Raw genomic sequence first — 23760 nt, 5'->3', positions numbered from 1 at the left:
GGTGGTGGTTGGCGCGGACGATGCCGCGTACAGACACCAGTACAGCGTTCACCTGGCGCCTTCGCCATGCTGCCTTCGTCGTCCCGGCGCGAGGAGGACGAAACCGCCCGTGAGGAGAAACCGATGACCCAGCGACAGGGGACACGTGGCCCCGGGCTCGCCATGATGCTGTTGTTCTGGGTGCTGTTCATGGGGCTCGGTGGCTGGTGGGCGACGTCCTGGCTGGAGCAGCGCCTGAACCCCAATGCCAACCTGAATCAGGTGGCCGAGGGCGAGCCGTTGAGGCTCAAGCGCGGGCCTGGCGGACACTTCGTTGCGCCCGGCAGTATCAATGGCACGCCGGTGACCTTCCTTGTCGACACCGGCGCTACCCGTGTCGCTCTGCCGGGAGATCTGGCGGCAAGACTGTCGTTGCCGGACCTCGGCAGCGCCTGGTTTCATACCGCCAATGGTCGTGCACAAGGCACCCTGACACGCCTCGACAGCGTTACCCTGGGCGGCCTGTCGGCGACTCGGGTCGATGGCTCCATCAGCCCGGGCATGGAAGGTGAGACGGCGCTGCTGGGCATGAGCTTTCTCGGACGCTTCGACATTGCCATCCGTGGCGATATCCTGGAATTGCAGGCGCGCGGCTCCTCGTCACCGAGAGCCGACGCCGCTCCACACAAGGAGATTCAACCATGACCGCGCTCTCTCGATTGCGGCTGAAGTGGCCCATCCTCCAGGCTCCCATGGCCGGCGCCCAGGACGAGACACTGGCGCTTGCGGTCACCGCAGCCGGAGGTCTGGGAGGCCTGCCTGCCGGCATGCTGGCCCTCGAGGCGCTGGATCAGGCCCTTGCAGCGGTGGAAGGACAAGGCCCGGTCAACGTCAACTTCTTCAGCCATGCGTCGCCCGAGCCTCAACCGAGTCGACTGGAGAAGTGGCGAGCGTTGCTGGCCCCTTACCATGAAGAGTTGGGAATCGCGCCGCCACCTCCAAGTGACACGCCTACTAGACGGCCGTTCGACAGCGATGCCTGTGCCATCGTCGAGCGCCACCGTCCCGCCGTGGTGAGCTTTCATTTCGGTCTACCTGAGGCACAACTGGTCGAGCGGGTGAAGGCCTGCGGTGCGCTGGTGCTGTCTACCGCCACCACGGTGGATGAGGCCCGGTGGCTGGAAGCCCATGGCGCCGACGTGGTGATCGCCCAGGGCCTTGAAGCAGGGGGGCACCGGGGACATTTCTTGAGTGACGACCTGAGTCTTCAGTTGCCGCTGGCGTCATTGCTGCCCCGGGTGGTCGAGGCTATCTCGTTGCCGGTGGTGGCGACCGGAGGGATCGGCGACCCCCAGGGGGTCCGGCAGGCACTGGATCTGGGCGCCCAGGCGGTCCAGATCGGTACCGCACTGCTGTGCTGCCCCGAGGCATCGGTGAGGGCCGTCCACCGCAGGGCGCTGCAGGATGATGAAGCCTCCACCGACATCACCAATGTCTTCTCCGGTCGGCCCGCCCGCGGGATCGTCAATCGTGCCATGCGCGAGCTGGGGCCGCTGTCGGATGAGGTACCCGACTTTCCGCTGGCTGCCAGCGCCCTGTGCGAGCTGCGCGCGGCCCACGAGTCCCGTTGCAGCGGTGACTTTTCTCCGCTGTGGGCGGGCCAGAATCGACGCCACTGTCGTGAGGTACCGGTGGCCGAGCAACTCCAGTGGCTGGCGGGAGAACTCGAGGAGCAATGAGGAGCACGTCTTCCTGTGCGCTCGCAACGCCAACCTGGCGACAAGCGTAGATTGCGGTTCCTGGGGCAGGTCAGGGTCGCGAGGCAGCGCTAACGCTTCGGAAATCACGCGGCGCGTTTGCATAACCTGCGGCTTCGCTCTGGCACACAAGGCCGCGGCGCGTTTGCATAGCCTGCGGCTTCGCTCTGGCACGCAAGGCCTCGGCACTCTGGCATAACATCCAGCTTCGCTCTGGCATAAAAAAGCCGCGGCACTCGGCGATGAGTGGCCGCGGCTTCTGCTGATATCGGTTGATTATTGCTTTACCGATGTATTACCGCCTTGCGGCGGGGCGAACGACATCGCCGAGCATGCTTTCGGTCTGTCGATCAGCACTCGCCTTCGGCGCACTTCTCGGTCTCGGCCAGGTCCGCGGCGTAGATGATGACGTCACCGTCTGTCTCATTCTTCCACCAGTGCCAGATCTCGTTGAACTCGGCGATGATCGACGGCGCCTTGTGAACGCGCGGCTGCTCATGCTTGGAGTTGTACTCGACGATCTCGCCCTGGAACACGAACAGGATAGCCGGGCGGTTTTCGTGGGAGTGGTAAGGCACGATGCCACCTGGTGCCACGTCGACTCGGCGGAAGCGCAGGTGACGTTGCTCGAGCGGTGCAGCGCCTGCCGGCAGCTTGACGTCCGCAAGGTCGATGTAGGCCAGTGTGGTATCGACCTCGTCAACGGGTTCCATCGGCGGATTTTTCTGATGTTCAAACATGGCGTAATTCCTTCTTGCGCAGCGTTGGGTTTGGTGGGGCGTGTATCACCGTGGTGATCTTCAGGTATCGGGGTAGATGTCTTTGACGGCCAGCACCGCATTGATGGTGACCGGGAAGCCGGCATAGGGCGCCAGCTGCATGAACAGTTCGACCAGCTCGTCACGGGTGAAGCCTAGTGAGCGTGCGATGCCGATATGGATGCGTAGCTGATTCTCGTGGCCTCCACAGGCCAGTGCCGAGAGCGTGGCGCTCTGGCGCAGCTTGGGGTCCAGGCCATCACGACCGTACATTTCGCCAAAGGGGAATTCGGCGACCAGGCGCATCAGGTCGGGGGCGAAGTCACCGAGCTTTTCCTCCAACGCTTGTGCGGCGGCGGGATTGTGCTTACGGAAGAAGGCGAGTCCCTTCTCCATGTTGGGTGAAACGGCGGTGGAACTCATTTTCCAGCATCCTCATGGCGACGATAGTGGTCGGGGTAATCGCATTCCGTGTCGGCCTTTCCGTAATCGGCGGCAGCAGGAAGACAAGCCATTTTTTTGCCGCTACCAATCTCTATGTCGTTTGAAACATACGACTGTTTTATCTTGCTGAGTCATCACTTCGCGTCGGACTGATCCGTTTGCTCAGCTTGGTCGGTGCCGGGTCTGCAACCTTACCGGCACCGCTATGCCATAACGCCTATCGGGGCCCGTTGCCGATCAGTGGGTGCCCTCGAACATGGCTCTCAGGTCGACGCTGTCCTGCTTGCCGATGTCGTCGTAGTGTTGCTCGATCCAGTCCTGGGCGCGTTTGCGGCCGAGATCTCGCAGATGGCACAGGAAGTCCCACTCGGCGTTGAGCTTCGATGAGGCCCCGAGGGGTTTCAGCAGGTCCTGGCTATCGATGATATGGACCAGCATGTCGCGATAGTTCTTGGGGTCGAGGTGGCCTTCGTGGATCAGTCGCTTGACGAAGGCAAGCGCCCTCAACTCCTTGAGCAGACTGGCATTGAAGGTGATCTCGTTGGTGCGATTGAGGATCTCCTGAGCGCTGGTCGGTGACCCCTCACGCTCCACCGGATTGACCTGGACGATCAGGATGTCTCGGGACTCGGTGGTGTGATAGAAGGGAAACAGCGGAGGGTTACCGGAATAGCCGCCGTCCCAGTAGGGCACGCCGTCGACTTCGACCGCTTCGAACAGGAAGGGCAGGCAGGCCGACGCCATCACCATGTCGGGGGTGAGTTCGGCGCGATCGAAGATCTTGACGCGCCCGGTCTCGGCGTTGGTCGCGGCCACGAAGACCTTCATCTGGTCGCAGCCACACACATTGTCGAAGTCGACCTGCTCGACGATGATGTCCCGCAGGGGGTTGTATTTCATGGGGTTGAACTGGCTCGGCGAGAAGAATCGCGTCATCAGGTCGAAGTAGACGTGGCCCGGCGAGTAGTCGAGGCTCCAGTTTCCGCTAAGACGATCCCAGGGGGTGCGCTGCAGAATGCTGAAGCGCGCCGACTGGGACACGGCACGCCAGAACGTTTCCAGTTTTTCGCGCCCAGCCTCTCGCCCGCCCTGGACTAGACCATCGGCCAGAACGACAGCGTTCATGGCGCCAGCGGAGGTGCCGGAAATGGCCTCGATCTCGATGCATGGGTCGTCGAGCAGGGCGTCGAGGACCCCCCAGGTAAAGGCGCCGTGAGCGCCTCCACCCTGAAGTGCCAGACTTATTTTCTTGGGTGGCTTGGCCATCAAGCTCTCCTGTCATCTTGGTGCGGTCGTCCGTGAGGCCGTCTTTCCTTGCCGGGAAAAGTGCGGCAGCAGCGGCGTCGGCGGCAGGTTCGCCGCATGCTCTACCCTGTCGAACGGTGCTTCAGTGTGCTGTCCAGCCGCCATCGACCGGCAGGGCGATTCCCGTCATGGAGGCGGCGCCGTCCGAACACAGGAACAGCGCCGTGGCCGCCAGTTGTTCGGTGGTGACAAATTGGCGGGTCGGCTGGTTGGCGAGCAAGACGTCGCGAATGACCGAGTCCTCGGAGATACCGCGTGCCTTGGCGGTGTCGGGAATCTGCTTCTCTACCAGAGGCGTCAGCACGTATCCCGGGCAGATGGCATTGACGGTGATGCCGTGTTCGGCGACTTCCAGCGCCACGGTCTTGGTCAGTCCCAGAACGCCGTGCTTTGCGGCCACATAGGCCGACTTGAAAGGCGATGCCACCAGAGCATGGGCGGACGCGATGTTGATCACTCGCCCCCAGCCACGTGCCTTCATGCCAGGCAAGGCGGCCTTGGTCAGGTGAAAAGCGGAATTCATGTTGATGGCGATGATCGCGTTCCACTTGTCCTCGGGGAACTCGTCCACCGGTGCCACGTGCTGAATACCGGCGTTGTTGACGATGATGTCCACGCTGCCGAATTCTGCCTCGGCCCGCTTGTGCATGGCGCTGATCTCGCCGGGGTCCATCATGTTGGCGTTGTCATAGACGACCTTGACGCCGTGCTTTTCGAGACTGGCGCGAGTGGCCTCCACGTCCGCGGCGGCCTCGATACCGTTGATGACCAGGTTGATGCCCGCCTTGGCGAAGCCTTCGGCGATACCGAGACCGATACCGCTGGTGGAGCCGGTGATGATGGCGGTCTTCTGCTGGGGCATGGATCACTTCCTCTAGAGACGAGATCGCCGGCGCTGGCCGGCAGGAACTTGCAGCGTGTTCATGGCTTGACCGATAGGTCGCTTCACTGGCCTCGCGCCTCGATTCGTCGACGAGCTTTTTCGATGCCGTCATCGACATCGACCAACTCCACAGAGCTCGACGTGTTTCCACCGAGTCCGATCAGGCGACAGGCCGGCAGCAGGCTCGTTAGTCATGGCCTTGTTCGACAGTGTCACCAGCATAGACTGGCATGCAAGATTCGGCTTTTGCTGAAATGGCTTTATCCGCACAATGCTCATCAATGCTTAGCAGCAAAGCCGTTTGCCGCCTGACGAACGCCGTGGCGCATGTCGGTAACTTCCTTGGGAGCGCAGCGAACGACTGGTAAAATGCCTGCATGAATCCTAAGTCGCCCACGCTACCCGCCGACCTGCGCGACGATCCTCTCTACTATCTGCGTCACTTTCAGTTTGTGCTCGACTGGGTGATGGCACGCCACGCCGACCTGCTGGCAGAGCCAGAACAGCGCTTTATCATGGCCTTCGGCGAGCTGCCGGAGGCAGCTCAGGCGTTGCTGGTACGCATGGTCTCGCGCAAGGGCGAGCTGTTTCGCACAAGTCGCCTGGTCTACACCGAGGTCGATGATCTCGAGCAGGCGCTGAGCCGACTGGCGGCGGCGCAGCTGGTGGAGCTTGATCCCGTGCTGAGTCTCGATGACCTGCTTGCACAGTTGCGCCTGCCCGAGGCTCGACGGGTCTTCGCCGAAACTGTGTCCGCTTGCGGTCTGCCCACCTCGGTCTCCAAGTCACGTCTGTGCGAGGCGCTGGACGGCCAGTTCACGCCGCGGCGCTGGAGCGCCTGGTGGCCTGAGTCCGACGAGACCCTGGTGCGGGTCTCGGTAATGTCGGTGTGTGATCGACTGCGCCTGATGTTCTTCGGCAATCTGCGCCAGAGCTGGTCCGATTTCGTGATGGCCGAGCTTGGCCATATGCGCTATGAACGGGTGAGTTTCGATCCCGCGTCGCGGGGGTTTCAGCAGCGTCAGGAGGTGGATGCCTATCTCTGCCTGCATCGGCTGCGAGAGCGATTCGACGACGGCGAAGCCGTGGCTGATATCTGGTCGGCAGTACCAAGGCTGCCCGACGACAACCCCTGGCTCGCGGCACGGCGGTCTCGCCTGCTGCTGCGTCTGGGCCAGCAGGCCCAGCGAGAGGGGCAGGTGGCGCTGGCGCTGGAGATCTTCTCCTTTGCTGGCCCGGGCGAAGCGCGGGTGCGTCGACTGCGCCTGCTGGAGCGAGAGGGCGAGCATCACCAGGCGTTGACGCTGGCGACCCAGGCGCTCGAGGCACCGCTGGACGACGCCGAGCGCCAGGCGCTTGCCCGGCTGGTGCCGCGATTGCAGCGCCGCCTGGGTCTGCCGGTGCTCAAGCCGGCAGCACAGGCGCCGCCGCAGAGCTGGAGCCTGAGCTTGCCGCCACTATCGCTGGCGGCCAGTGGCTCGGTGGAGTTGGCGCTGCGTGATCACCTGGCCCGGGATGAGGCCCCAGCCTTCTACGTCGAGAATCACCTCTTCGCCGGGCTCTTCGGGCTGCTCTGCTGGGACGTCATCTTCGCCCCCTTGCCGGGCGCCTTCTTTCATCCCTTTCATCGCGGGCCGGCGGATCTGTATCGGCCAGACTTCGTATCGCGGCGGCGTGATCGCTTCGATGCCTGCCTGGAGGCGCTGGCGAGCGGCGACTACCGCGAGCGTATCAGGGCCCGCTGGCGCGACAAGCAGGGGCTGGCCAACCCCTTCGTCTATTGGGAAATGCTCGACGAAGCCTTGCTGGAACTGGCGCTTCACTGTATTGCGCCTGAACACCTGGCGGTGCTGTTCGAGCGCCTTCTCGAGGATCTCAAGGCCAACCGATCGGGCTGGCCGGACCTGATCCAGTTCTTTCCCGATGCTGGGCAGGGCCAGCCCCGCTATCGTCTGATCGAGGTCAAGGCGCCAGGAGACCGGCTGCAGGACAACCAGCGACGTTGGCTTGAGCACTTCCAGTGCCACGGCATTCCGGTGTCGGTGTGCCACGTGAGGTGGTCCGATGGCTGAGGGATCTTCATCGTCTGACGATGCCGAGACAGCTACCTCGGACACGGCCGAGTCGGTCTCTCTCAGCGTCGGCGTGCGGGAACTGTGCGAGTTCACCGGTAGGCGCGGTGATCTGGATCACCGCTTCACCCCGGCCCCCAGCTCGCGGGAAGGGATAGAGGGCCATGCCCGCGTCGTGGCCCGACGTGGCGAAGGCTACCGCAGTGAGGTGATGGTGGTCGCCACCCTCGAGGGACTCAAGGTCCAGGGGCGCATCGACGGTGTGGCCGAGAACGGTGGGCGACTCGAAGAGATCAAGACCCACCGGGGACGCCTGGAACGCATGGCCGACAATCAGCGCGCGTTGCACTGGGCCCAGGTGCGGGCCTACGGCGCACTTTGGTGCCGCCAGCAGGGGCGCGAGCGGATTACCCTGGCGCTGGTCTATCTGGATCTGGTCAGCGGTCGCGAGACTTGCCTGAGCGTCGAGGCCGAGGCCGCCACGCTGTGGCAGGAGCTTGAGTCGGCCTGTCGCGCCTATCGAGCCTGGGCGCTGGCCGAAGCCTCACATCGCCGGCGGAGAGATGAAGCGCTGGACCGTCTGACGTTTCCCTACCCTGCGTTCAGGCCTGGGCAGCGCGAGATGGCCGAGACCACCTACAAGGCCGTCGCCACTGGCCGGGATCTGCTGATAGAGGCGCCGACTGGCATCGGCAAGACGCTGGGGAGCCTGTTCCCGCTGCTCAAGGCGATGCCCCGCCAGGCGCTGGACCGCACCGCCTTTCTGACCATGAAGACCACCGGCCGACAGCTGGCGCTGGCGGCACTGGCGCAGCTCGACCCTGGCCCACAGCGCAAGCTGCGCACGCTGGAGCTGATCGCTCGGGACAAGGCCTGCGAGCATCCGCAACTGGCCTGCCACGGAGATAGCTGTCCTCTGGCTGAGGGCTTCTACGACCGCCTGCCCGAGGCGAGGCAGGCGGCTGTGGAGCAGGGCTGGCTAGATCGTGACGGGCTCAGGCAGGTGGCGCTTGAGCATCGCGTCTGCCCCTACTACCTGGGCCAGGAGATGGCTCGCTGGTGCGATCTGGTGGTCGGCGACGTCAATCACTATTTCGACTCGAGCGCGCTGTTGCACGGCTTGGCCCAGGCGCGACAGTGGCGCCTGGGTGTGCTGGTGGACGAAGCCCACAACCTGATCGAGCGTGCCCGTGGCATGTACTCGGCGAGCCTCGATCAGCGTCGCCTGGCGCGCCTGCAAAAGGAGGCGCCGGGGGCGCTGCGCCAACCTCTGGCCAGGGTGATCAAGCAGTGGCAGGCACTGGTGCGTCAGCACGGCGGAGAGGACCCGGGCAGTCGCGAAGCGCCACGCTGGTTTGCCCTCGACGCCTTGCCGGCGGAGTTGATCGGCTCCCTTCAGGGACTCTGTGGTGCCATCGGCGACCACCTGGGCGAGCATCCGGAGGACACCCAGCCGGCGCTGACCGACTGCCTGTTCGAGGCGTTGGCCTTCGTTCGGCTGGCGGAGCGTTTCGGTGATCACTCGCTGTGCGAGCTCACCCGTCACGGGCGCGGGCGGGCACGACTGGCCATCGTCAACCAGGTGCCCGCCGACTTCCTGCGGCCCCGTTTCGCCGCGGCTCACGCAAGCGTGCTGTTTTCCGCGACCCTGGCGCCACCACGCTATCAGATCGACCTGCTGGGGCTAGCCGAGGACACGGTATGGTCCGAGGTCGCGTCGCCTTTTGTCGCCGAGCAGCTCGAGGTGCGGGTGTGCGCGCAGCTGTCTACCCGCTACCGCGATCGGAAGCGATCCCTGCCGGGAATACTCGACGTCATGAGCGCGCAGTACCGTCGACGTCCCGGCCACTATCTGGCGTTCTTCTCGAGCTTCGCCTACCTGGAGCAGGTGCGAGAAGCCCTGGCCGAGGCCCATCCCGACATTCCTCAGCGCGCCCAGCGACGCGCCATGAGCGAGGCGGAGCGGGAGGCCTTTCTGGAGGACTTTGTGCCAGGGGGTGAGGGAATCGCCTTCGCGGTACTCGGAGGCGCCTTCGCCGAAGGCGTCGACCTGCCCGGCGAGCGTTTGATCGGTGCCTTTGTCGCCACCCTGGGGCTACCCCCCAGCGATGCCCGCCAGGAGGCGCTGAAGACACGCCTCGAGCAACGCTTCGGTCGCGGTGACGACTACGCCTATCGTATCCCCGGGCTGATCAAGGTGGTCCAGGCGGCCGGGCGGGTCATTCGCGGGCCCCAGGATACTGGCACCCTGGTATTGCTGGACGATCGCTTCGCCAGACCTGAGGTGCAGGCGAGGCTGCCCCGCTGGTGGGAAACGGCCCGGCGCTGACGTCGTCCCTGTGTCTGACCTGTCGCTGCCCTTGTCCGTTCTCTGCCCTTGCCTGGGCAGACTGGCCCTCGACGTGGCCGGTGAATGGCAGTGCAAGCGGCTTCTGGCACAAGGGCTGGAGGTTCTGGCACAAGGGCCGGAGGTCAGGACTCGTTGGCCGAGCGCTTGGTGTCGTCGCCATCCGAGGCTTGGCGCCGGGGGATTTCCTCGACCCGGGTCAGGATGTCCTCGTCGGCCTCGAACAGGGTCTCGAGCTCCTTGGCCGCCTGCCGCACCGTCTGCATCTGCTTCTTCTCGTTGCCGAAGACCTCGAGCTGACGCCGCAGGGTCTCCTCGTCGTGGGGGCGGAAGGTGTCGATGGTGTGCTGGGCCTGGTCGCGGGGCACACCGAGCCCGATCAGCACCTCACGGGTCATTTCCAGGCTCGCCGGCAGCAGCTCACGAAGGATAAAGCCAACCTTGGCACGCATCAGCAACTGGGCATGGTGACGATCTCGGGCACGTGCATAGATCTTGAGGTGGGGGAAGCGCTTGCTGGCGCGATGGATGATGCGCATCGAGATATCCGGATCGCCGACCGCGACCACCAGCACCTGGGCATGACGCGCGCCGGCGGCATCCAGCAGGTCCAGTCGGGTAGCGTCGCCGTAGTACACCTTGTTGCCGTAGCGACGCACGAAGTCGACGTGGTCGGCATTGATGTCGAGGACGGTGTAGGGGATCTCGAGCCCTTGAAGCGCCCGCCCCATGATCTGACCGAAGCGACCGAAGCCGACCAGAATGATGCGTGGCGAATCATCGTCCATGGCATCGAAGTCACGCTTGGGCCGAGGCTTCTTGAACAATGGCCGCACCAGCCGTTCGTGGCCCAGAAACAGGATCGGGGTGGCGGCCATGGACAGCGACACTACCAGCACCAGAACGTGCACGAGGTCCTGCGCCAGCAAGGCGGCTGAACCCGCGGCGGTCAACAGCACGAAGGCGAATTCTCCGCCCTGTGACAACAGCACGCCGAGGGTGGTGGTCTCGCGCCAGCCGCAGCGGTAGACCCGAGCGGCGATCATCAGGCTGGCGCCCTTGGCCAGCAGCAGCAGTGCGGTCAGCCCCAGCACCAGCCCAGGGGACTGTGCCAGCAGGCCGACCTTGGCGGTCATGCCCACCGCCATGAAGAATAGCCCCAGCAGCAGACCGCGAAACGGTTCGATGTCGGCCTCGATGCTGTGGCGATACTCGGAATCGGCCAGCAGGATACCGGCGATAAAGGCGCCAAGTGCCATGGACAGTCCGGCGAGCTCCATCAGCAGGGCGGCACCGATCAGTACCAGCAACGACATGCCGGCGAACACTTCGCGGCTGTCGGTGGCTGCGGCCAGGCGGAACAGCGGCGGCAGCAGCTTGCGCCCGCCAAAGATCAGACCGGTGAAGGCGGCGACGGCGATGGCGACTTCTTTGAGCACCGCAGTCATGCCGCCGCTGACCAGCGAGTCGGCGCCCAGGATCGGAATCACCGCCAGTACCGGAATGGCCGCCATGTCCTGGAACAGCAGCAGCGCAAAGGCATGGCGTCCGTGGCGGCTGTTGAGTTCCTGGCGCTCGCCCAGCAGGTGCAGTACCAGTGGCGTAGAGCACAGCCCCAGACTGAAGCCCACCACCGCCGCCGCCACCGGCGGAAGGCCCAGTGCCAGGGCGGTCAGGCCCAGCACCAGGGTAGTGATGGCCACCTGCAGGCTGCCAAAGCCGAACACCGCCTTGCGCATCAGCTTGAGCCGCGCCGGTTTCAGCTCCAGGCCGATGACGAACAGCAGAAAGACGATACCGACCTGCGAAAACTGCAGTACCCCTTCGGCGTCCGGTACCAGGCCGAGGGCCGAGGGACCGATCAGCACGCCGGCGATCAGGTAGCCGAGCACTTCCCCCAGGCCAAGGCGTTTGATGATCGGGACCACCAGCACCGCCGCAGTGAGAAAGATCAAGACGTTGAGAAGCAGCGCGGTGGCCAAGGTCGGGTCTCCAGGGCGGCTCGTGGGTGGGCCCCATAGCATACCTGATGTCACCGGCATGCATGTTATGCCGATAGCAGCGTGGGCGCTGGGGCGGGGCTCTGTTGCAGGAGGGCTCTGTTACAGGGCGTTGATGCAGGGTTCTGGTGCAGGGCTCTGATGCAGGGCTCTGAGGCGGAGCTTTGCTGCGGTGTGCTGGTGCCGCGGCTGGTTCGCGGTGCTGGACAGCCCCCGGCGTCACGCCACCTTTAGCGCCGTGGGCCGCAGCGGGGGCTTCTGCTCATTCGGACGAGAGGCTGTCCTCACCGAGGGCGACATAGCCTGGCAGCGCCTGGATACGTTGGATCCAGGCACGAATGCCGGGAAAGGCGCCGAGATCGAAGCCGCCTTCGTGGGCCACATGGGTGTAGGCGTAGAGCGAGATGTCGGCGATGGTGGGGTGCTCGCCCACCAGAAAGGGCGTAGCCTCCAGCTGACGCTCCATGACGCCGAGCGCCTTGTAGCCGCCTTGCTGCTTGGCGTCGAATTCGGCCCGCCGGTCCTCCGGCATTCCCAGGTAGAGCGAGATGAAGCGCGCCACGGCGATGTAGGGCTCATGACTGTACTGTTCGAAGTATTGCCACTGCAGCACCTTGGCATGGCGGTAACGATCCTCGGGCAGCCACTCACTGCCGCTGGCCAGGTAGTGGAGGATAGCGTTGGATTCCGCCAGAAAGCGTCCATCATCCAGCTCGAGCAGGGGGATCTTGCCGTTGGGGTTGCGGCCCAGGAAGTCTTCTTCGCGGGTGTCCCCGGCCAGGATGTCGATGCCTATCCACACCATGCGAATGTCCAGCAGCGATGCCAGCAGCTTGATCTTGTAGCAGTTTCCCGAGCGTGTATCGCCGTAGAGATTCATGGAGGTGTCCCCTGGTGCATGGATGAAGAGTCTATGGTGTCACTATTGCGGGAGGCGGGAAGGTCGACAGCGCGATTCGGCACTGAGCGACGCTGCGGGAGTCGCAGTGGCATCTGGCAGCTTCTATCCTGTTCCAGGCGGTCAGGGCCGCCCCGTACCGAAGGGTAGTCTAACCCTTGTAGCATGGAGCTGCGCCCCAGTAGCAAGAGCGGCAAGAGCGGCAATAGTGTCGAGAGCGGCCAAAAGGGCAAGCGCGGCGTGAGCGGCAGGATGGGCAAGAGCGTCGAGCTGGCCCGACTCGAAGTCAAGGATGCCGGAGGTAAGGCGATGGATGACAGGCGTGCCGCAAGGTGGCCAGCACGACTGCTTGGCCTGTTGGTGCTGGCGACAGCGTTGGTTGCACTGGCCGCCGGGGGCTACCTGCTGGCGCTGGGTGGCTCGGCGTACTACGTGCTGGCAGCGGGGGGGCTGGCGCTGACGGGATGCGGCCTGATGGCACGATGGCGCCTCGCCCCGGGGCTTTACGCTTTACTGCTTGGAGCAACCCTTGGCTGGGCACTGTGGGAAGTGGGGCTGGACGCCTGGCGCCTGCTGCCGCGTCTGGGCCTGCCGGCATTGCTGGGGCTGGTGCTGCTGTTGCCCTGGTTCGCCCGCGGTGCCTACGCCTGCTGCAGGCAGGCGCTGGGATTGATGACGCTCTCTTGCTTGTCCTTGCTGCTGTTGCTGGCCTTTCTCCCTGCTGTCGAACCGTCCTTGTCTTCGCGTCCCGAGAGTCCTGGCTCCTCGGTGCCCAAGGCCCCGGCAAACCCCCAGGGTGAGTCCGCCACTGGCCTCGACGCGCTATGGCGTCTCGAGCTGGAGCAGGAGAGGGCGGAGGCAGAGACAGAGACAGAGACAGAGAACCACTTGGCCACCGCCTTCCCTCTGGTCATCATCGACGACCGATTGATTGTCTGCACCTCGAGCGGTATCGAAGCTCGCATGGTCGCTACCGGCGAGCGTCTTTGGTCGCACCCGAACAGCGACGAAAAGGGCAACGCGGACAATATCGAGCCGCTGGGGCCCTGTCGCACGCTTGCCTATCACGATGCCGCTGAGCGAACGCAGGATATGGTCGAGGGCGTCTTTGCGCCGACCCCCGGGGAGGGCGAGCCGGATCCCCTGGAAATGTCGACGACCCATGAAGGTGCCGGGGAAGAGGGGGTCGCGGAAAGCGATCTGGTCTGTCCGCAGCGGCTGTTCGTAGTCACCCGAGATCGTCGCTTGCTGGCGCTGGATGCCGACACCGGCAGACACTGCGAGAGTTTCGGCACCGACGGCCAGGTCGACCTGGCCGAAGTGGCTGACATGAGTGCCGACACATCCGCCGAGGTGCTGAAGGGAGCCGCAGGCATCCAGGTCACCTCGCGACTGGTACTGCTGACGGGGTTCGGCCCCGAGGTGGTGGCGCTGGACATCGCCACCGGCGATCGCATCTGGCGCTGGCGGCCCGAGACGCCAGGCGCCGACAACCTTCGCATCGTCGCCGTCGATGAGACCCAGGGCCTGCTGATGGTGGCTGCCCCTACTGACCCTGCTGACCCTGCTGCCTCTGGGGCCGAGCGCCGCCCGGACAACGTCCGAGATGAGAGTGAGCAGGGCCCTGGAGGCCGGGTGACGGCGCTGGAGGTGACCACCGGCGAACCGCTATGGACGCGAGCGCTGGATCTTGCCCCCACGCCCGGCGAGGGGGCGATGCCTGTCGATGCGGCGATCACAGCGTCGACGGCAGCAAAGGACGTTGTCATGGTCAGCCTGGACGATAGACCCCAGGCCGCGGTGGTGGCGACGAGCGAGGGCCGGCTGTTGATGCTGGACATGCCCAGCGGGGAGACCCTGGCGTCGCTCGACCTGATGCCACCACCGCCGCTGTCGGCAGAGACCTGGCGAACCCCGCCCTCTGACCCGAAGGCACTGCGCGAACGCGACATGTGGGGACTTTCGCCGGTGGATCAACTGCTTTGCCGTATTCGCCTGCGGGCCAGGGACAGCGCTGGGCCAGTCACCTTGCCGGCGTCGCTGGAGCGGCTGATCCGACCGACGCTACCCTTGGTGTCACCCCGTGTGGCGCTGAGGCTCGGCCCGGATGGGCAAGCGCTCTACGCCAGCGTCGGCTCCCGTGGTGCCGACCCTCGTCATCCCTGGCTATCCTGCCGTACGCCTCCCTGGGGGGAGCTGGTCAAGGTCGAGCTGTCCGCGCTTTACGCTCTGCACGGCAGTGATGGTAGTGATGGTAGCGATAGCTCGGCGATCGTCTGGCGTCGCACCGTCGGTGACCTCGACGTCGAATTGCCCCAGGAGTTGCGCTTGCCGTTCGAGCTTTCGCTGCCTGTCGGAACGGCGAACCTGTCCACGCCGATGATGCTCGCGGGTAGTTCCGGCGACGCAGCGGTGGTCGTCGCGGACCAGACAAGGTCAGTCGCGCTCTACGCCTTCGCTCTGGATGATGGTCGGGCATTGTGGCGCCAGCGAATGGTCGAGGGGGCGCGGGGAGCAAGCCAACTTACTCACCAGGGCAGGAGCGAGGCGAACGTGGTGGCGCTTGTCCTGCCGCGAGATGCAGCGCCTTCAGACCAGGCCGCCGAACTGGTGGTGTACGCAGCGCCCGAGGCTTTGCCCCAAGGGGGTGGCACAAAGTGAGCGAGGGCGGGCGTCGGTCCCGCCGCGCCCGGCCATGGCTATGCTGAAAAACAACATTGCAGGTTACGCAGGGGGCACCCATGAGAACCATGTTGATTGTCGTCGTCGGGGTGGTCGTGGTCCTGGTGTTGCTGTGGCGCTGTCCCAAGCCGCGACAGCACACCGCCATGTGGATATTCAGCCTCGCCTGGCTGGCGATATGCGCCTGGAACCTGAGCGTCGGGCTGTCGCACGGCTACGCCCTGGGCGAAGAGTTGCTGGTCCATGCGCTGCTTTACGGGGTACCCGTGGGGCTTGGCTGGTGGCGGGTGTGCAGGGAGCCGTCCTCGATCTGACTGGTGCAGGACAGAGGCTGGCGCTCTGTTCAGTCGCCGGGCGCCTTTTGTTTATAGTGGCCGGGGATCTTGACGCGCTCGCCATTGGGCAGCGTCTTGACGTGGGTGGGAACGTAGACTCGCTTGATGACACTCTTGGATGTCGCCATGACGGACCTCCTGCATGTTCCATGGAGAGGACCTCCGATAGTCCTCATCACTACCAGAGCCTGATGAGGTTGTAAATGAGAGCATATATCTTTTGTCATCAAATCACATTTGACCTGCATCAAGGGAAGCGACCATTGCCTGCGCAGCGAGTGCGGGGCTAGACCGATGAGCGCCCACGCCCCCCTGATCGAACATCGACACTATCCAGACCGAGTGTTGAGTGACCGCCACGACTTTCAGCAGCTGTTGCTGGGCCGCGGCGGCATGGTGGAACTGGACGTTGGCGGACGTGGTCTGCGCGTAGGGCCGGGCGTACTGGCCCCGGTCCCCAGCGGCGAGACCCACCACTATCTCGCGCCGGGGGCCAACGACATTCTGGTGCTCGACCTGCCGGTGGCCTGGTGCCAGGCCCTGGGGGTGGAGGGGATCTTCGAAAACGAGCGAGCGAGGGGCTATCGCGCGCCGGCGAGCCTGGTCGAGGCGGCGCCCGCCCCGGGCGCCGGCGTCGAGGCGCTGGCCCGGTGGCTTTCCCGCCTGCAGCACGCGCTGGATGAAGGGCGCAGCAGGCCGCTCCCTGCGCCGCGTCTGCGTCTGCTCCAGCTGCTGCCAAGGCTACGCGGCGAGCTGGCCCACCCCTGGCGCGTCAAGGAGATGGCGGCGCTGTGCCACCTGTCCGAGGCGGTCTTCGCCCGTCAGTTTCGTGAGCTGCTCGGAGTGCCGCCGGCGGTCTGGCTGCGTCGTGAGCGGCTGGCCCTGGCGCGACAATTGCTGGTCACCCGGACTCGTTCCGGCTCGGCCATGGCCCTCAGCGAGGTCGCGCTGGTCTGCGGGTTCCACGACGCCGCCCACTTTTCCCGCGTCTTCCGCGAGGCCCATGACGTTTCTCCCGGCGCCTGGCGGCGTCAAGCCGCAACCGCCACGCACAACAGGTCAGAATCGTACAAGACCTAGTGTGGGCGGCTGGCCCACACTCGAGACCTCGGTGCTCTGGAGGTCTTTATGCGCTCTTCCTCATCTTCATCTTCTTCCTCTGCCCAGGCGGGAGCATCCTCCGATGCGGTCGACATCTCGCGTAGGCGCGCCACCTTGATCGGTGCCACCACGGTGCTCAATTGGGCCATGCTGGCCCTCTTTACCCAGTTGTCGGGGCCCGTGCCACCGTTTCTGCTCACCGCCCTGGCGTTCGGCGTAGCCTTTGTGTGCTTTGTGGTCTATCAGTGCCTTCGCGGCGAGGCGGTGCTGGCGCCGATGCGCCAGCCGCCACTGGTCTGGGCGCTGGGCGTCGGCGGGCTGTTCGGCTACCACGCCCTCTACTTTATCGCCCAGCAGAACGCGCCGCCGGCCAACGCCGGCCTGATCAGCTATCTCTGGCCGCTGTTGATCGTGCTGTTTGTCGCTCTGCTACCCGGTGAGCGCCTGCGCGGGTTTCACGTGGTCGGCAGCCTGCTCGGTTTCGGCGGGGCGGTGCTGTTGATCGGCGGAGACGTCGACGCCGGCGGTAGCCTCCTGGGCTACGCCGCCGCCTTCGCCTGTGCCTTCGTCTGGAGTGGCTATTCGGTGCTGTCCCGGGCCACCCGCACGGTACCCACCGCCGCGGTGGGGGGCTTCTGTCTGGTCACCGCGATACTGGCGGCAGCGTGTCATCTGGCCTTCGAACCCGGCCGCTGGCCCCAGGGCAGCGACTGGTTCGGTGTCATCGCTCTCGGCCTGGGACCGGTGGGCAGCGCCTTCTTTACCTGGGATATCGGGGTCAAGCAGGGGGACCTGCGGCTGCTGGGTCTGCTGGCCTACTTCACGCCGCTGCTGTCGACCCTGGTGCTGGTGATGACCGGCTTCGCCGCGCCTACCCTGTGGCTTGCCGGGGCGGCGGTGCTGATCACCCTTGGGATGCTGATCGGCAGCGGCTGGATTGGGCGTAGAAGGTCGTCCCGGGCGTCGGACTGATACCCAGCCGGGCGACTGTATCCTTGGGACAATAGGGAGCCTCAAGCGCGTCTTTCAAACTGGCCTCGGCGTTCGACAATAACGTCGGTCTTCAAGGAGGACGCCAGTCATGAAAGAACACGATTTCGAACTACGTTTTCGACTGCCCCGAGGGGTGAACCCCCAGGATCTCGCCGAGCGGCTGTGTGACGACGGCTGCCGCGACGCCCTGGTCGGCAGGGCCCACGATGATGAAATCGCGCTACAGTTCTGCCGCGCAGCGGCCTGCTCCGGCGAGGCCATGCGCAGTGCGCTGCAGGATGTGATCAGGGTGGAGCCCAAGGCGAGGTTGCTGGTCAGCCGCTAGGGCTTGCCTGAAGACGCCGACGACGCCGGCAGAGCGATCGATACACGCAAGGCCCGGTGACGGGCCTTGCGCATTTTTATGCCAGTGAGGCCGTCGTCAATGACTCCTGACGCGATGGCGCGACAAGCGGGTAAAGCAGATCGGTGGGGTACTGGCCGTGCTCATGCGGTCGGTATCGGGCTGCGCCCGCCAGCCGCGATAGAGCGCCCAGCGCTTCAAGGCGTCCAGGTTGAGGTGCGGGTGGTGCTCGTCGCGGGGATCGTACTCGGGGGAAGGAAAGGCGTGGGCCAGGTGGTCGTAGCGGGCCAGGGCGCGTTCGCCGCCGTGGGCGGCCAGAGCCCGGTCCAGGGCGGACTGCCAGGCGCGGGTGTCATGCTGCTGGGGTCTTCCATTGGAAACAGCCATGCTGTTGCCCTCCTGAAATCACGTCAGAACATTGGTGGTGTCGCCATTCCCTGGTGGGGTTGTCGGTGGAGTGAAGGAAAGACGCCCGAGCCATCAGGCTCGGGCGTCGTCTCGATCAATCCCAGCTCAGCGCGCCGCCGACCTGATACTCGGTGACGCGGGTCTCGAAGAAGTTCTTCTCCTTGCGCAGATCGATGATTTCGCTCATCCACGGGAAGGGGTTCTGGGCACCCGGGAACTGCTCCTTCAGGCCGATCTGGGCCAGGCGACGGTTGCAGATGAAGTGCAGGTACTCCTCCATGATCGCCGCGTTCATGCCCAGCACGCCGCGGGGCATGGTGTCGCGGGCGTAGCTGATCTCGAGCTCGGTACCCTCGAGGATCATCTGGGTGACCTCGTCCTGGAACTCCGGCGTCCACAGGTTCGGGTTCTCGATCTTGATCTGGTTGATCATGTCGACACCGAAGTTCAGGTGCATTGACTCGTCGCGCAGGATGTACTGGAACTGCTCGGCCACGCCGGTCATCTTGTTGCGCCGGCCCATGGACAGGATCTGGCTGAAACCGCAGTAGAAGAAGATGCCTTCAGTGACACAGTAGAAGGCGATCAGGTTACGCAGCAGCTCCTGGTCGGTCTCGACGGTGCCTGTCTGGAAGTCAGGACGCGCCAGCGACTGGGTGTGCTTGAGGCTCCAGGCGGACTTGGCGGCGACCGACGGGACCTCGCGGTACATGTTGAAGACTTCGCCCTCATCCATGCCCAGCGACTCCACGCAGTACTGGTAGGCGTGGGTGTGGATCGCTTCCTCGAAGGCCTGGCGCAGCAGGTACTGGCGGCACTCCGGGTTGGTGATCAGGCGATACAGCGCCAGCACCAGGTTGTTGGCGACCAGCGAGTCGGCGGTGGAGAAGTAGCCCAGTGAACGTTCGACGATGCGGCGCTCGTCGGCGGTCAGGCCGTCGTTGCTCTTCCACAGCGCGATGTCCGCGTTCATGTTCACTTCCTGGGGCATCCAGTGGTTGGCACTGCCGTCCAGGTACTTCTGCCAGGCCCACTCGTACTTGAACGGCACCAGCTGGTTCAGGTCCGCACGGGCGTTGATCATCTTCTTGTCGTCGACCTCGATCCGGGCGGCGCCCATCTCGAGTTCCTCGAGGCCGGCGGCCACGTCGAGTTCTTCCAGCGACTTGCGTGCCCGGGCCATGCGGTCCTGGTCGGCAGCCTGGTAGTTGCCGGCGCTTTCGCGCACCTCATCCGTTGCCTCGGCAGCCGGAGCCGGGGTCGGCTCGGGTGCCTTCTTCGGCTCAGGTACTTCTGCGGTGGCGGTGTCGTCCTCGTGGAACTCGTCCCAGTTCAGCATTGTTGCGGTCTCCCGATCATCTGATCGGCCGACGCGCCTGGCGTCGGCGTGGGGTTGTCTGGTGGCCCCGGCGGTGCCGGGGCGAGGTGTGCGGGCCTGGCCCGCACGTCCGTCATGGCGTTGTCGCCGGTGTTACTGGCAGGCCTCACAGCCCAGCTCGTCGATTTCCCCGGCGGACGGCGGACGCTGGCCACCCTTGCCCTTGAGGAAGTCGTCGATGCCGCGGGGCTCTTCGGCTGCGGGTGCCGGCGCCGGTGCGGCCGCCTGGGGTGCGGTGCCGTTGGAGACGGCGTTGAGCTTGCCGCGGTCCACCGTGGACTTCTCCACCGAGGTGGCGCCGAGGGCGCGCAGGTAGTAGGTGGTCTTGAGGCCACGGAACCACGCCATGCGGTAGGTCACGTCGAGCTTCTTGCCGGACACGCCCTGGATGTAGAGATTCAGCGACTGGGCCTGGTCGATCCACTTCTGGCGCCGTGCGGCGGCTTCGACCAGCCACTTGGGCTCGACCTCGAAGGCGGTGGCGTACTTGGCCTTGAGGTCGTCCGGGATGCGGTCGATGGGCTGGACGCTGCCGTCGTAGTACTTGAGGTCGTTGATCATGACCTCGTCCCACAGGCCGCGTTCCTTGAGGTCGTTGACCATCCAGGAGTTGACCACGGTGAACTCGCCGGACAGGTTCGATTTCACGAACAGGTTCTGATAGGTCGGCTCGATCGACTGGGTCACGCCGCAGATGTTCGAGATGGTCGCGGTGGGGGCGATGGCCATCACGTTGGAGTTGCGCATGCCCTGGCTGCGCACCTTGTCACGGATGCGATCCCAGTCCTGGGTCTGGCTGGTGTCGACCTCGATGTACTGCTCGCCACGCTCGGCCTTGAGCTTGTCGACCGAGTCGATCGGCAGCACGCCCTGGCTCCACAGCGAGCCCTCGAAGCTCTCGTAGCGTCCGCGCTCGGCGGCCAGGTCGCTGGAGGCCTCGATGGCGTGGTAGCTGATCAGCTCCATGGAGCGGTCGGCAAAGGCCACCGCCTCGCCGCTGGCGTAGGCGATGCCCTGGGCGTACAGCGCGTCCTGGAAGCCCATCAGGCCAAGGCCCACCGGGCGGTGCTTGAAGTTGGAGTTGCGCGCCTGGGGCACCGCGTAATAGTTGATGTCGATGACGTTGTCGAGCATCCGCACCGCGGTGCGCACGGTCTTCTTGAGCTTGTCGTTGTCGAGCTCGCCGTCGACCACGTGCTGCGCCAGGTTGATCGAGCCCAGGTTGCACACCGCGATCTCGTCGGGCGAGGTGTTGAGGGTGATCTCGGTGCACAGGTTGGAGCTGTGGACCACGCCGGCGTGGCTCTGGGGGCTGCGAATGTTGCAGGCATCCTTGAAGGTGATCCAGGGATGGCCGGTCTCGAACAGCATCGACAGCATCTTGCGCCACAGGTCCTTGGCCTTGACCCGCTTGAACAGCTTGAGCTGACCGTTGCGGGTCATCTCCTCGTACTCGGCATAGCGCTTCTCGAAGGCCACGCCGTACAGGTCATGCAGGTCCGGGCAGGTGGACGGCGAGAACAGGGTCCACTCCTCGTCATTGAACACCCGCTTCATGAACAGGTCCGGCACCCAGTTGGCGGTGTTCATGTCATGGGTACGACGACGGTCATCGCCGGTGTTCTTGCGCAGCTCGAGGAATTCCTCGACATCCAGGTGCCAGGTCTCGAGGTAGGCGCAGACGGCACCCTTGCGCTTGCCGCCCTGGTTGACCGCGACGGCGGTGTCGTTGACCACCTTGAGGAAGGGGACCACACCCTGGGACTTGCCGTTGGTGCCCTTGATGTAGGAGCCCAGCGCACGCACCGGGGTCCAGTCGTTGCCGAGACCGCCGGCCCACTTGGACAGCATGGCGTTGTCGCGGATCGCGCCGTAGATGCTCTCGAGGTCATCCGGCACGGTGGTCAGGTAGCAGCTGGAGAGCTGGCTGCGCACGGTGCCCGCGTTGAACAGGGTCGGGGTGGAGGCCATGTAGTCGAAGCTGGAGAGCAGCTCGTAGAACTCGATGGCCCGGGTCTCGCGGTCGTCCTCGTTCAGCGCAAGGCCCATGGCCACACGCATGAACATCACCTGGGGCAGCTCGTAGCGCACGTCATCGCGGTGGATGAAGTAGCGGTCGTACAGGGTCTGCAGGCCCAGGTAGGTGAACTGGTTGTCGCGGCTGTGGTCGAGCGCCTCGCCCAGACGTTCCAGGTCGAAGTTGGCAAGCTCGGGGTCGAGCTGCTCGAACTCGATGCCACGCTCGACGTAGCGCACGAAGGCCGGCTTGTAGAGCTCGGCCATGTCGCCGTAGGTGGCGTCCTCGGCCACGTCGAGGAATGACAGCGCCTCGCGGCGCAGGTTGTCCTGCAGCAGACGAGCGGTGACGTAGGTGTAGTTCGGGTCCTTCTCGACCAGCGTGCGAGCGGTCATCATCAGCGCCTGGGACACGCCATCGATGGTCACACCGTCGTACAGGTTCTTCAGCGAGTCCTGGACGATCTTGTTGGGGTCGACGTTCTCGAGGCCTTCGCAGGCGTCGAACACCAGGGTCTCGATACGCCCCAGGTCCAGCGGACGACGGCTGCCGTCGGCGGCGGTGACGTTGAGGGTCGGGTGCGGCTTCTCGATGCCGCTTTCCTCGCGGGCGCGGGCGTGTTCCTCGCGGTACAGCACGTAGGCACGGGCGACCTTCTGCTCGCCGCTGCGCATCAGCGCCAGCTCGACCTGGTCCTGAATATCCTCGATGTGCACGGTGCCGCCGTCGGCCAGGCGACGGGCAAAGGTCTGCTCGATGGCCTCGGCGGATTCCTTGACGAAGTCACGGACCCGGCTAGAGGTGGCGGCATTGTCCCCCTCGACGGCGATGAATGCCTTGCTGATGGCCACGGCGATCTTGCCGGCGTCGAAGGGCACCACGTCCCCGGTGCGCTTGATCACGCGCAGCGTGTCGGGGGCGGTGACGGAGACGGACGGTCGGTCCGGGCTAGCGAGGGTATCCATGGCGCCGAGGCTCCCTATGAGGTAAAAAAAGTCGTGAAAACAGGCGTGACCAACTGCGAGAAAGAGGCAGTTGACAGGCTTCTGTGATATTGCTAGAGACACATGATGTGGTGTCTCTCCGGATATTCGGACACAAGATAGTGTGCTTCTTGCCCGTCATCAAGTGGATAAGTCTGTGGATGAGGTGTGGTCATCAAGGGGGCAACTGGGCACAACCGGCGTGGGCGCCGTGGTGGCGGCCTTGATGCGCATCAGGGCGAGGGCAGGCGACAGCGCAAAATTCGGGTATCCTTGTGTTATCGCGTGTGACATTGCTCAGCACCAGTCATTCGGCCAGGTTGGATAATGCCCGGCATTCGCCAAAAGGAATGAGACCCCCTATGGAAGAACGTTCAGAGCAACGAGAACAGGATCACGTACTTATCATCGAAGATGATGAGCGTCTCGCTGGTCTGACGCGGGACTACCTCGAAGCCAACGGCTTCCGAGTGAGCCTGGAGGATGACGGCGGTCGCGGCGTCGATCGTATTCTGTCGCTGCAGCCGGATCTGGTGATTCTGGATCTGATGCTGCCGGGCGAGGATGGCCTGTCGATCTGTCGTCGTGTTCGCAGCGACTACGGTGGTCCGATCCTGATGCTGACCGCGCGGACCGACGACATGGATCAGGTCCTGGGGCTCGAGATGGGCGCCGACGATTATGTGCCGAAGCCGGTGCAGCCGAGGGTACTGCTGGCACGCATGCGTGCCCTGCTGCGTCGTCTCGACGGAGCCGAGGTCAGTGGCGAAAGCCGCTTGACGTTCCAGGACCTGGAAATCGACAACGCCACCCGCGAGGCCTGGCTAAAGGGCGAGCGTATCGATCTGACCAGCGCCGAGTTCGACCTTTTGTGGCTGCTGGCCAGCCATGCCGGTCGGGTGCTGACCCGCGAAGAAATCTTTTCCCAGTTGCGTGGCATCCGCTACGACGGCCAGGACCGCTCCATCGACGTGCGGGTGTCGCGGATTCGGCCCAAGATAGGCGATGACCCCCACCATCCGCACCGCATCAAGACGGTCAGGAGCAAGGGCTATCTGTTCGTGAAGGACAGCTGAA

19 protein-coding genes are annotated in these 23760 nt (G+C 64.7%); 10 read left to right on the top strand and 9 right to left on the bottom strand.

Annotated elements, in window-relative coordinates; genetic code table 11:
• Nucleotides 1–123: 123 nt before the first annotated feature.
• Together NFH98_RS17250 and NFH98_RS17245 are read left to right on the top strand one after the other, a co-directional pair.
• A complete protein-coding gene (locus NFH98_RS17250) occupies nucleotides 124–684 on the top strand; it encodes a retropepsin-like aspartic protease family protein (protein ID WP_108132253.1) in 561 nt (186 codons plus the stop codon).
• A complete protein-coding gene (locus tag NFH98_RS17245; RefSeq protein WP_108132254.1) occupies nucleotides 681–1718 on the top strand; it encodes an NAD(P)H-dependent flavin oxidoreductase in 1038 nt (345 codons plus the stop codon). The genes NFH98_RS17250 and NFH98_RS17245 overlap by 4 nt, the downstream gene beginning before the upstream one ends.
• A gap of 368 nt (nucleotides 1719–2086) precedes the next feature.
• On the opposite strand, the gene NFH98_RS17240 is transcribed toward NFH98_RS17245, so the two are convergent.
• From NFH98_RS17240 to NFH98_RS17225, 4 genes are all read right to left on the bottom strand, one after another.
• Nucleotides 2087–2476, bottom strand: coding sequence for a cupin domain-containing protein (locus NFH98_RS17240; protein WP_052704216.1), 390 nt, complete (start codon nucleotides 2474–2476; stop codon nucleotides 2087–2089).
• Between the two features lie 60 nt (nucleotides 2477–2536).
• Nucleotides 2537–2917 carry a carboxymuconolactone decarboxylase family protein gene (locus tag NFH98_RS17235; protein ID WP_052704215.1) on the bottom strand — a complete coding sequence of 127 codons (381 nt, stop codon included), beginning with the start codon at nucleotides 2915–2917 and terminating at the stop codon, nucleotides 2537–2539.
• Nucleotides 2918–3175: 258 nt separating this feature from the next.
• Entirely contained in the window at nucleotides 3176–4204 is a 1029-nt protein-coding gene (locus tag NFH98_RS17230; protein WP_045991237.1) for a patatin-like phospholipase family protein, read from the bottom strand.
• A 121-nt stretch (nucleotides 4205–4325) separates the two neighbouring features.
• Nucleotides 4326–5105 (bottom strand): 3-hydroxybutyrate dehydrogenase, encoded by a 780-nt coding sequence (locus tag NFH98_RS17225; RefSeq protein ID WP_045991236.1) that lies wholly within the window; start codon nucleotides 5103–5105, stop codon nucleotides 4326–4328.
• Between the two features lie 398 nt (nucleotides 5106–5503).
• On the opposite strand from NFH98_RS17225, the gene NFH98_RS17220 reads away from it, so the two are divergent.
• Nucleotides 5504–7198 carry a VRR-NUC domain-containing protein gene (locus NFH98_RS17220; protein WP_349622985.1) on the top strand — a complete coding sequence of 565 codons (1695 nt, stop codon included), beginning with the start codon at nucleotides 5504–5506 and terminating at the stop codon, nucleotides 7196–7198.
• Entirely contained in the window at nucleotides 7191–9527 is a 2337-nt protein-coding gene (locus NFH98_RS17215) for an ATP-dependent DNA helicase (protein WP_349622984.1), read from the top strand. Before NFH98_RS17220 ends, NFH98_RS17215 begins: the two co-directional genes overlap by 8 nt.
• Nucleotides 9528–9670: 143 nt before the next feature.
• On the opposite strand, the gene NFH98_RS17210 is transcribed toward NFH98_RS17215, so the two are convergent.
• Together NFH98_RS17210 and NFH98_RS17205 are read right to left on the bottom strand one after the other, a co-directional pair.
• Nucleotides 9671–11527, bottom strand: coding sequence for a monovalent cation:proton antiporter-2 (CPA2) family protein (locus NFH98_RS17210; protein ID WP_349622983.1), 1857 nt, complete (start codon nucleotides 11525–11527; stop codon nucleotides 9671–9673).
• A 280-nt stretch (nucleotides 11528–11807) separates the two neighbouring features.
• On the bottom strand, nucleotides 11808–12425 hold the full coding sequence (locus NFH98_RS17205) for a glutathione S-transferase family protein (protein ID WP_045991233.1): 618 nt from the start codon (nucleotides 12423–12425) through the stop codon (nucleotides 11808–11810).
• A 327-nt stretch (nucleotides 12426–12752) separates the two neighbouring features.
• Here NFH98_RS17205 and NFH98_RS17200 point away from each other — a divergent pair, with 327 nt between their 5' ends.
• The 5 genes from NFH98_RS17200 to NFH98_RS17180 all read left to right on the top strand — a co-directional run bounded on the left by NFH98_RS17200 (nucleotide 12753) and on the right by NFH98_RS17180 (nucleotide 17879).
• Nucleotides 12753–15104 carry an outer membrane protein assembly factor BamB family protein gene (locus NFH98_RS17200; RefSeq protein ID WP_349622982.1) on the top strand — a complete coding sequence of 784 codons (2352 nt, stop codon included), beginning with the start codon at nucleotides 12753–12755 and terminating at the stop codon, nucleotides 15102–15104.
• Between the two features lie 80 nt (nucleotides 15105–15184).
• Nucleotides 15185–15439, top strand: coding sequence for a hypothetical protein (locus tag NFH98_RS17195; protein ID WP_045991231.1), 255 nt, complete (start codon nucleotides 15185–15187; stop codon nucleotides 15437–15439).
• Nucleotides 15440–15754: 315 nt separating this feature from the next.
• Nucleotides 15755–16540 carry an AraC family transcriptional regulator gene (locus NFH98_RS17190; RefSeq protein WP_349622981.1) on the top strand — a complete coding sequence of 262 codons (786 nt, stop codon included), beginning with the start codon at nucleotides 15755–15757 and terminating at the stop codon, nucleotides 16538–16540.
• A gap of 48 nt (nucleotides 16541–16588) precedes the next feature.
• Nucleotides 16589–17533 (top strand): aromatic amino acid exporter YddG, encoded by a 945-nt coding sequence (yddG, locus tag NFH98_RS17185; protein WP_349622980.1) that lies wholly within the window; start codon nucleotides 16589–16591, stop codon nucleotides 17531–17533.
• A gap of 109 nt (nucleotides 17534–17642) precedes the next feature.
• The gene (locus tag NFH98_RS17180) at nucleotides 17643–17879 is read left to right on the top strand and encodes a hypothetical protein (protein ID WP_349622979.1); all 237 of its coding nucleotides are present in this window, start codon (nucleotides 17643–17645) and stop codon (nucleotides 17877–17879) included.
• 96 nt (nucleotides 17880–17975) lie between these two features.
• Here the strand turns inward: NFH98_RS17180 and NFH98_RS17175 are convergent, their stop codons facing one another.
• From NFH98_RS17175 to NFH98_RS17165, 3 genes are all read right to left on the bottom strand, one after another.
• Nucleotides 17976–18284, bottom strand: a complete 309-nt coding sequence (locus tag NFH98_RS17175; protein WP_045991229.1) for a hypothetical protein — start codon at nucleotides 18282–18284, stop codon at nucleotides 17976–17978.
• Nucleotides 18285–18399: 115 nt separating this feature from the next.
• Entirely contained in the window at nucleotides 18400–19644 is a 1245-nt protein-coding gene (locus NFH98_RS17170) for a ribonucleotide-diphosphate reductase subunit beta (RefSeq protein WP_124803534.1), read from the bottom strand.
• Nucleotides 19645–19776: 132 nt separating this feature from the next.
• Nucleotides 19777–22665 carry a ribonucleoside-diphosphate reductase subunit alpha gene (locus tag NFH98_RS17165; RefSeq protein WP_253029475.1) on the bottom strand — a complete coding sequence of 963 codons (2889 nt, stop codon included), beginning with the start codon at nucleotides 22663–22665 and terminating at the stop codon, nucleotides 19777–19779.
• Between the two features lie 380 nt (nucleotides 22666–23045).
• On the opposite strand from NFH98_RS17165, the gene NFH98_RS17160 reads away from it, so the two are divergent.
• On the top strand, nucleotides 23046–23759 hold the full coding sequence (locus tag NFH98_RS17160) for a winged helix-turn-helix domain-containing protein (RefSeq protein ID WP_083970186.1): 714 nt from the start codon (nucleotides 23046–23048) through the stop codon (nucleotides 23757–23759).
• The last annotated feature ends 1 nt before the right edge of the window (nucleotide 23760 follow it).

This window comes from Halomonas sp. H33-56 (assembly GCF_040147035.1).
GTDB classification, from domain to species: Bacteria; Pseudomonadota; Gammaproteobacteria; order Pseudomonadales; family Halomonadaceae; genus Halomonas; species Halomonas litopenaei.
The sequence above is the reverse complement of the archived record's forward strand: the minus strand, read 5'-3'. Positions and strand labels throughout refer to the sequence as shown.

Coding starts and splice junctions, on each gene's coding strand:
- NFH98_RS17180 (WP_349622979.1), top strand. CDS start 17,643: ATGAAAGAACACGATTTCGAACTACGTTTTCGACTGCCCCGAGGGGTG.
- NFH98_RS17175 (WP_045991229.1), bottom strand. CDS start 18,284: ATGGCTGTTTCCAATGGAAGACCCCAGCAGCATGACACCCGCGCCTGG.
- NFH98_RS17225 (WP_045991236.1), bottom strand. CDS start 5,105: ATGCCCCAGCAGAAGACCGCCATCATCACCGGCTCCACCAGCGGTATC.
- NFH98_RS17230 (WP_045991237.1), bottom strand. CDS start 4,204: ATGGCCAAGCCACCCAAGAAAATAAGTCTGGCACTTCAGGGTGGAGGC.
- NFH98_RS17195 (WP_045991231.1), top strand. CDS start 15,185: ATGAGAACCATGTTGATTGTCGTCGTCGGGGTGGTCGTGGTCCTGGTG.
- NFH98_RS17165 (WP_253029475.1), bottom strand. CDS start 22,665: ATGGATACCCTCGCTAGCCCGGACCGACCGTCCGTCTCCGTCACCGCC.
- NFH98_RS17200 (WP_349622982.1), top strand. CDS start 12,753: ATGGATGACAGGCGTGCCGCAAGGTGGCCAGCACGACTGCTTGGCCTG.
- NFH98_RS17220 (WP_349622985.1), top strand. CDS start 5,504: ATGAATCCTAAGTCGCCCACGCTACCCGCCGACCTGCGCGACGATCCT.
- NFH98_RS17250 (WP_108132253.1), top strand. CDS start 124: ATGACCCAGCGACAGGGGACACGTGGCCCCGGGCTCGCCATGATGCTG.
- NFH98_RS17245 (WP_108132254.1), top strand. CDS start 681: ATGACCGCGCTCTCTCGATTGCGGCTGAAGTGGCCCATCCTCCAGGCT.
- NFH98_RS17215 (WP_349622984.1), top strand. CDS start 7,191: ATGGCTGAGGGATCTTCATCGTCTGACGATGCCGAGACAGCTACCTCG.
- yddG (WP_349622980.1), top strand. CDS start 16,589: ATGCGCTCTTCCTCATCTTCATCTTCTTCCTCTGCCCAGGCGGGAGCA.
- NFH98_RS17235 (WP_052704215.1), bottom strand. CDS start 2,917: ATGAGTTCCACCGCCGTTTCACCCAACATGGAGAAGGGACTCGCCTTC.
- NFH98_RS17170 (WP_124803534.1), bottom strand. CDS start 19,644: ATGCTGAACTGGGACGAGTTCCACGAGGACGACACCGCCACCGCAGAA.
- NFH98_RS17240 (WP_052704216.1), bottom strand. CDS start 2,476: ATGTTTGAACATCAGAAAAATCCGCCGATGGAACCCGTTGACGAGGTC.
- NFH98_RS17190 (WP_349622981.1), top strand. CDS start 15,755: ATGAGCGCCCACGCCCCCCTGATCGAACATCGACACTATCCAGACCGA.
- NFH98_RS17160 (WP_083970186.1), top strand. CDS start 23,046: ATGGAAGAACGTTCAGAGCAACGAGAACAGGATCACGTACTTATCATC.
- NFH98_RS17205 (WP_045991233.1), bottom strand. CDS start 12,425: ATGAATCTCTACGGCGATACACGCTCGGGAAACTGCTACAAGATCAAG.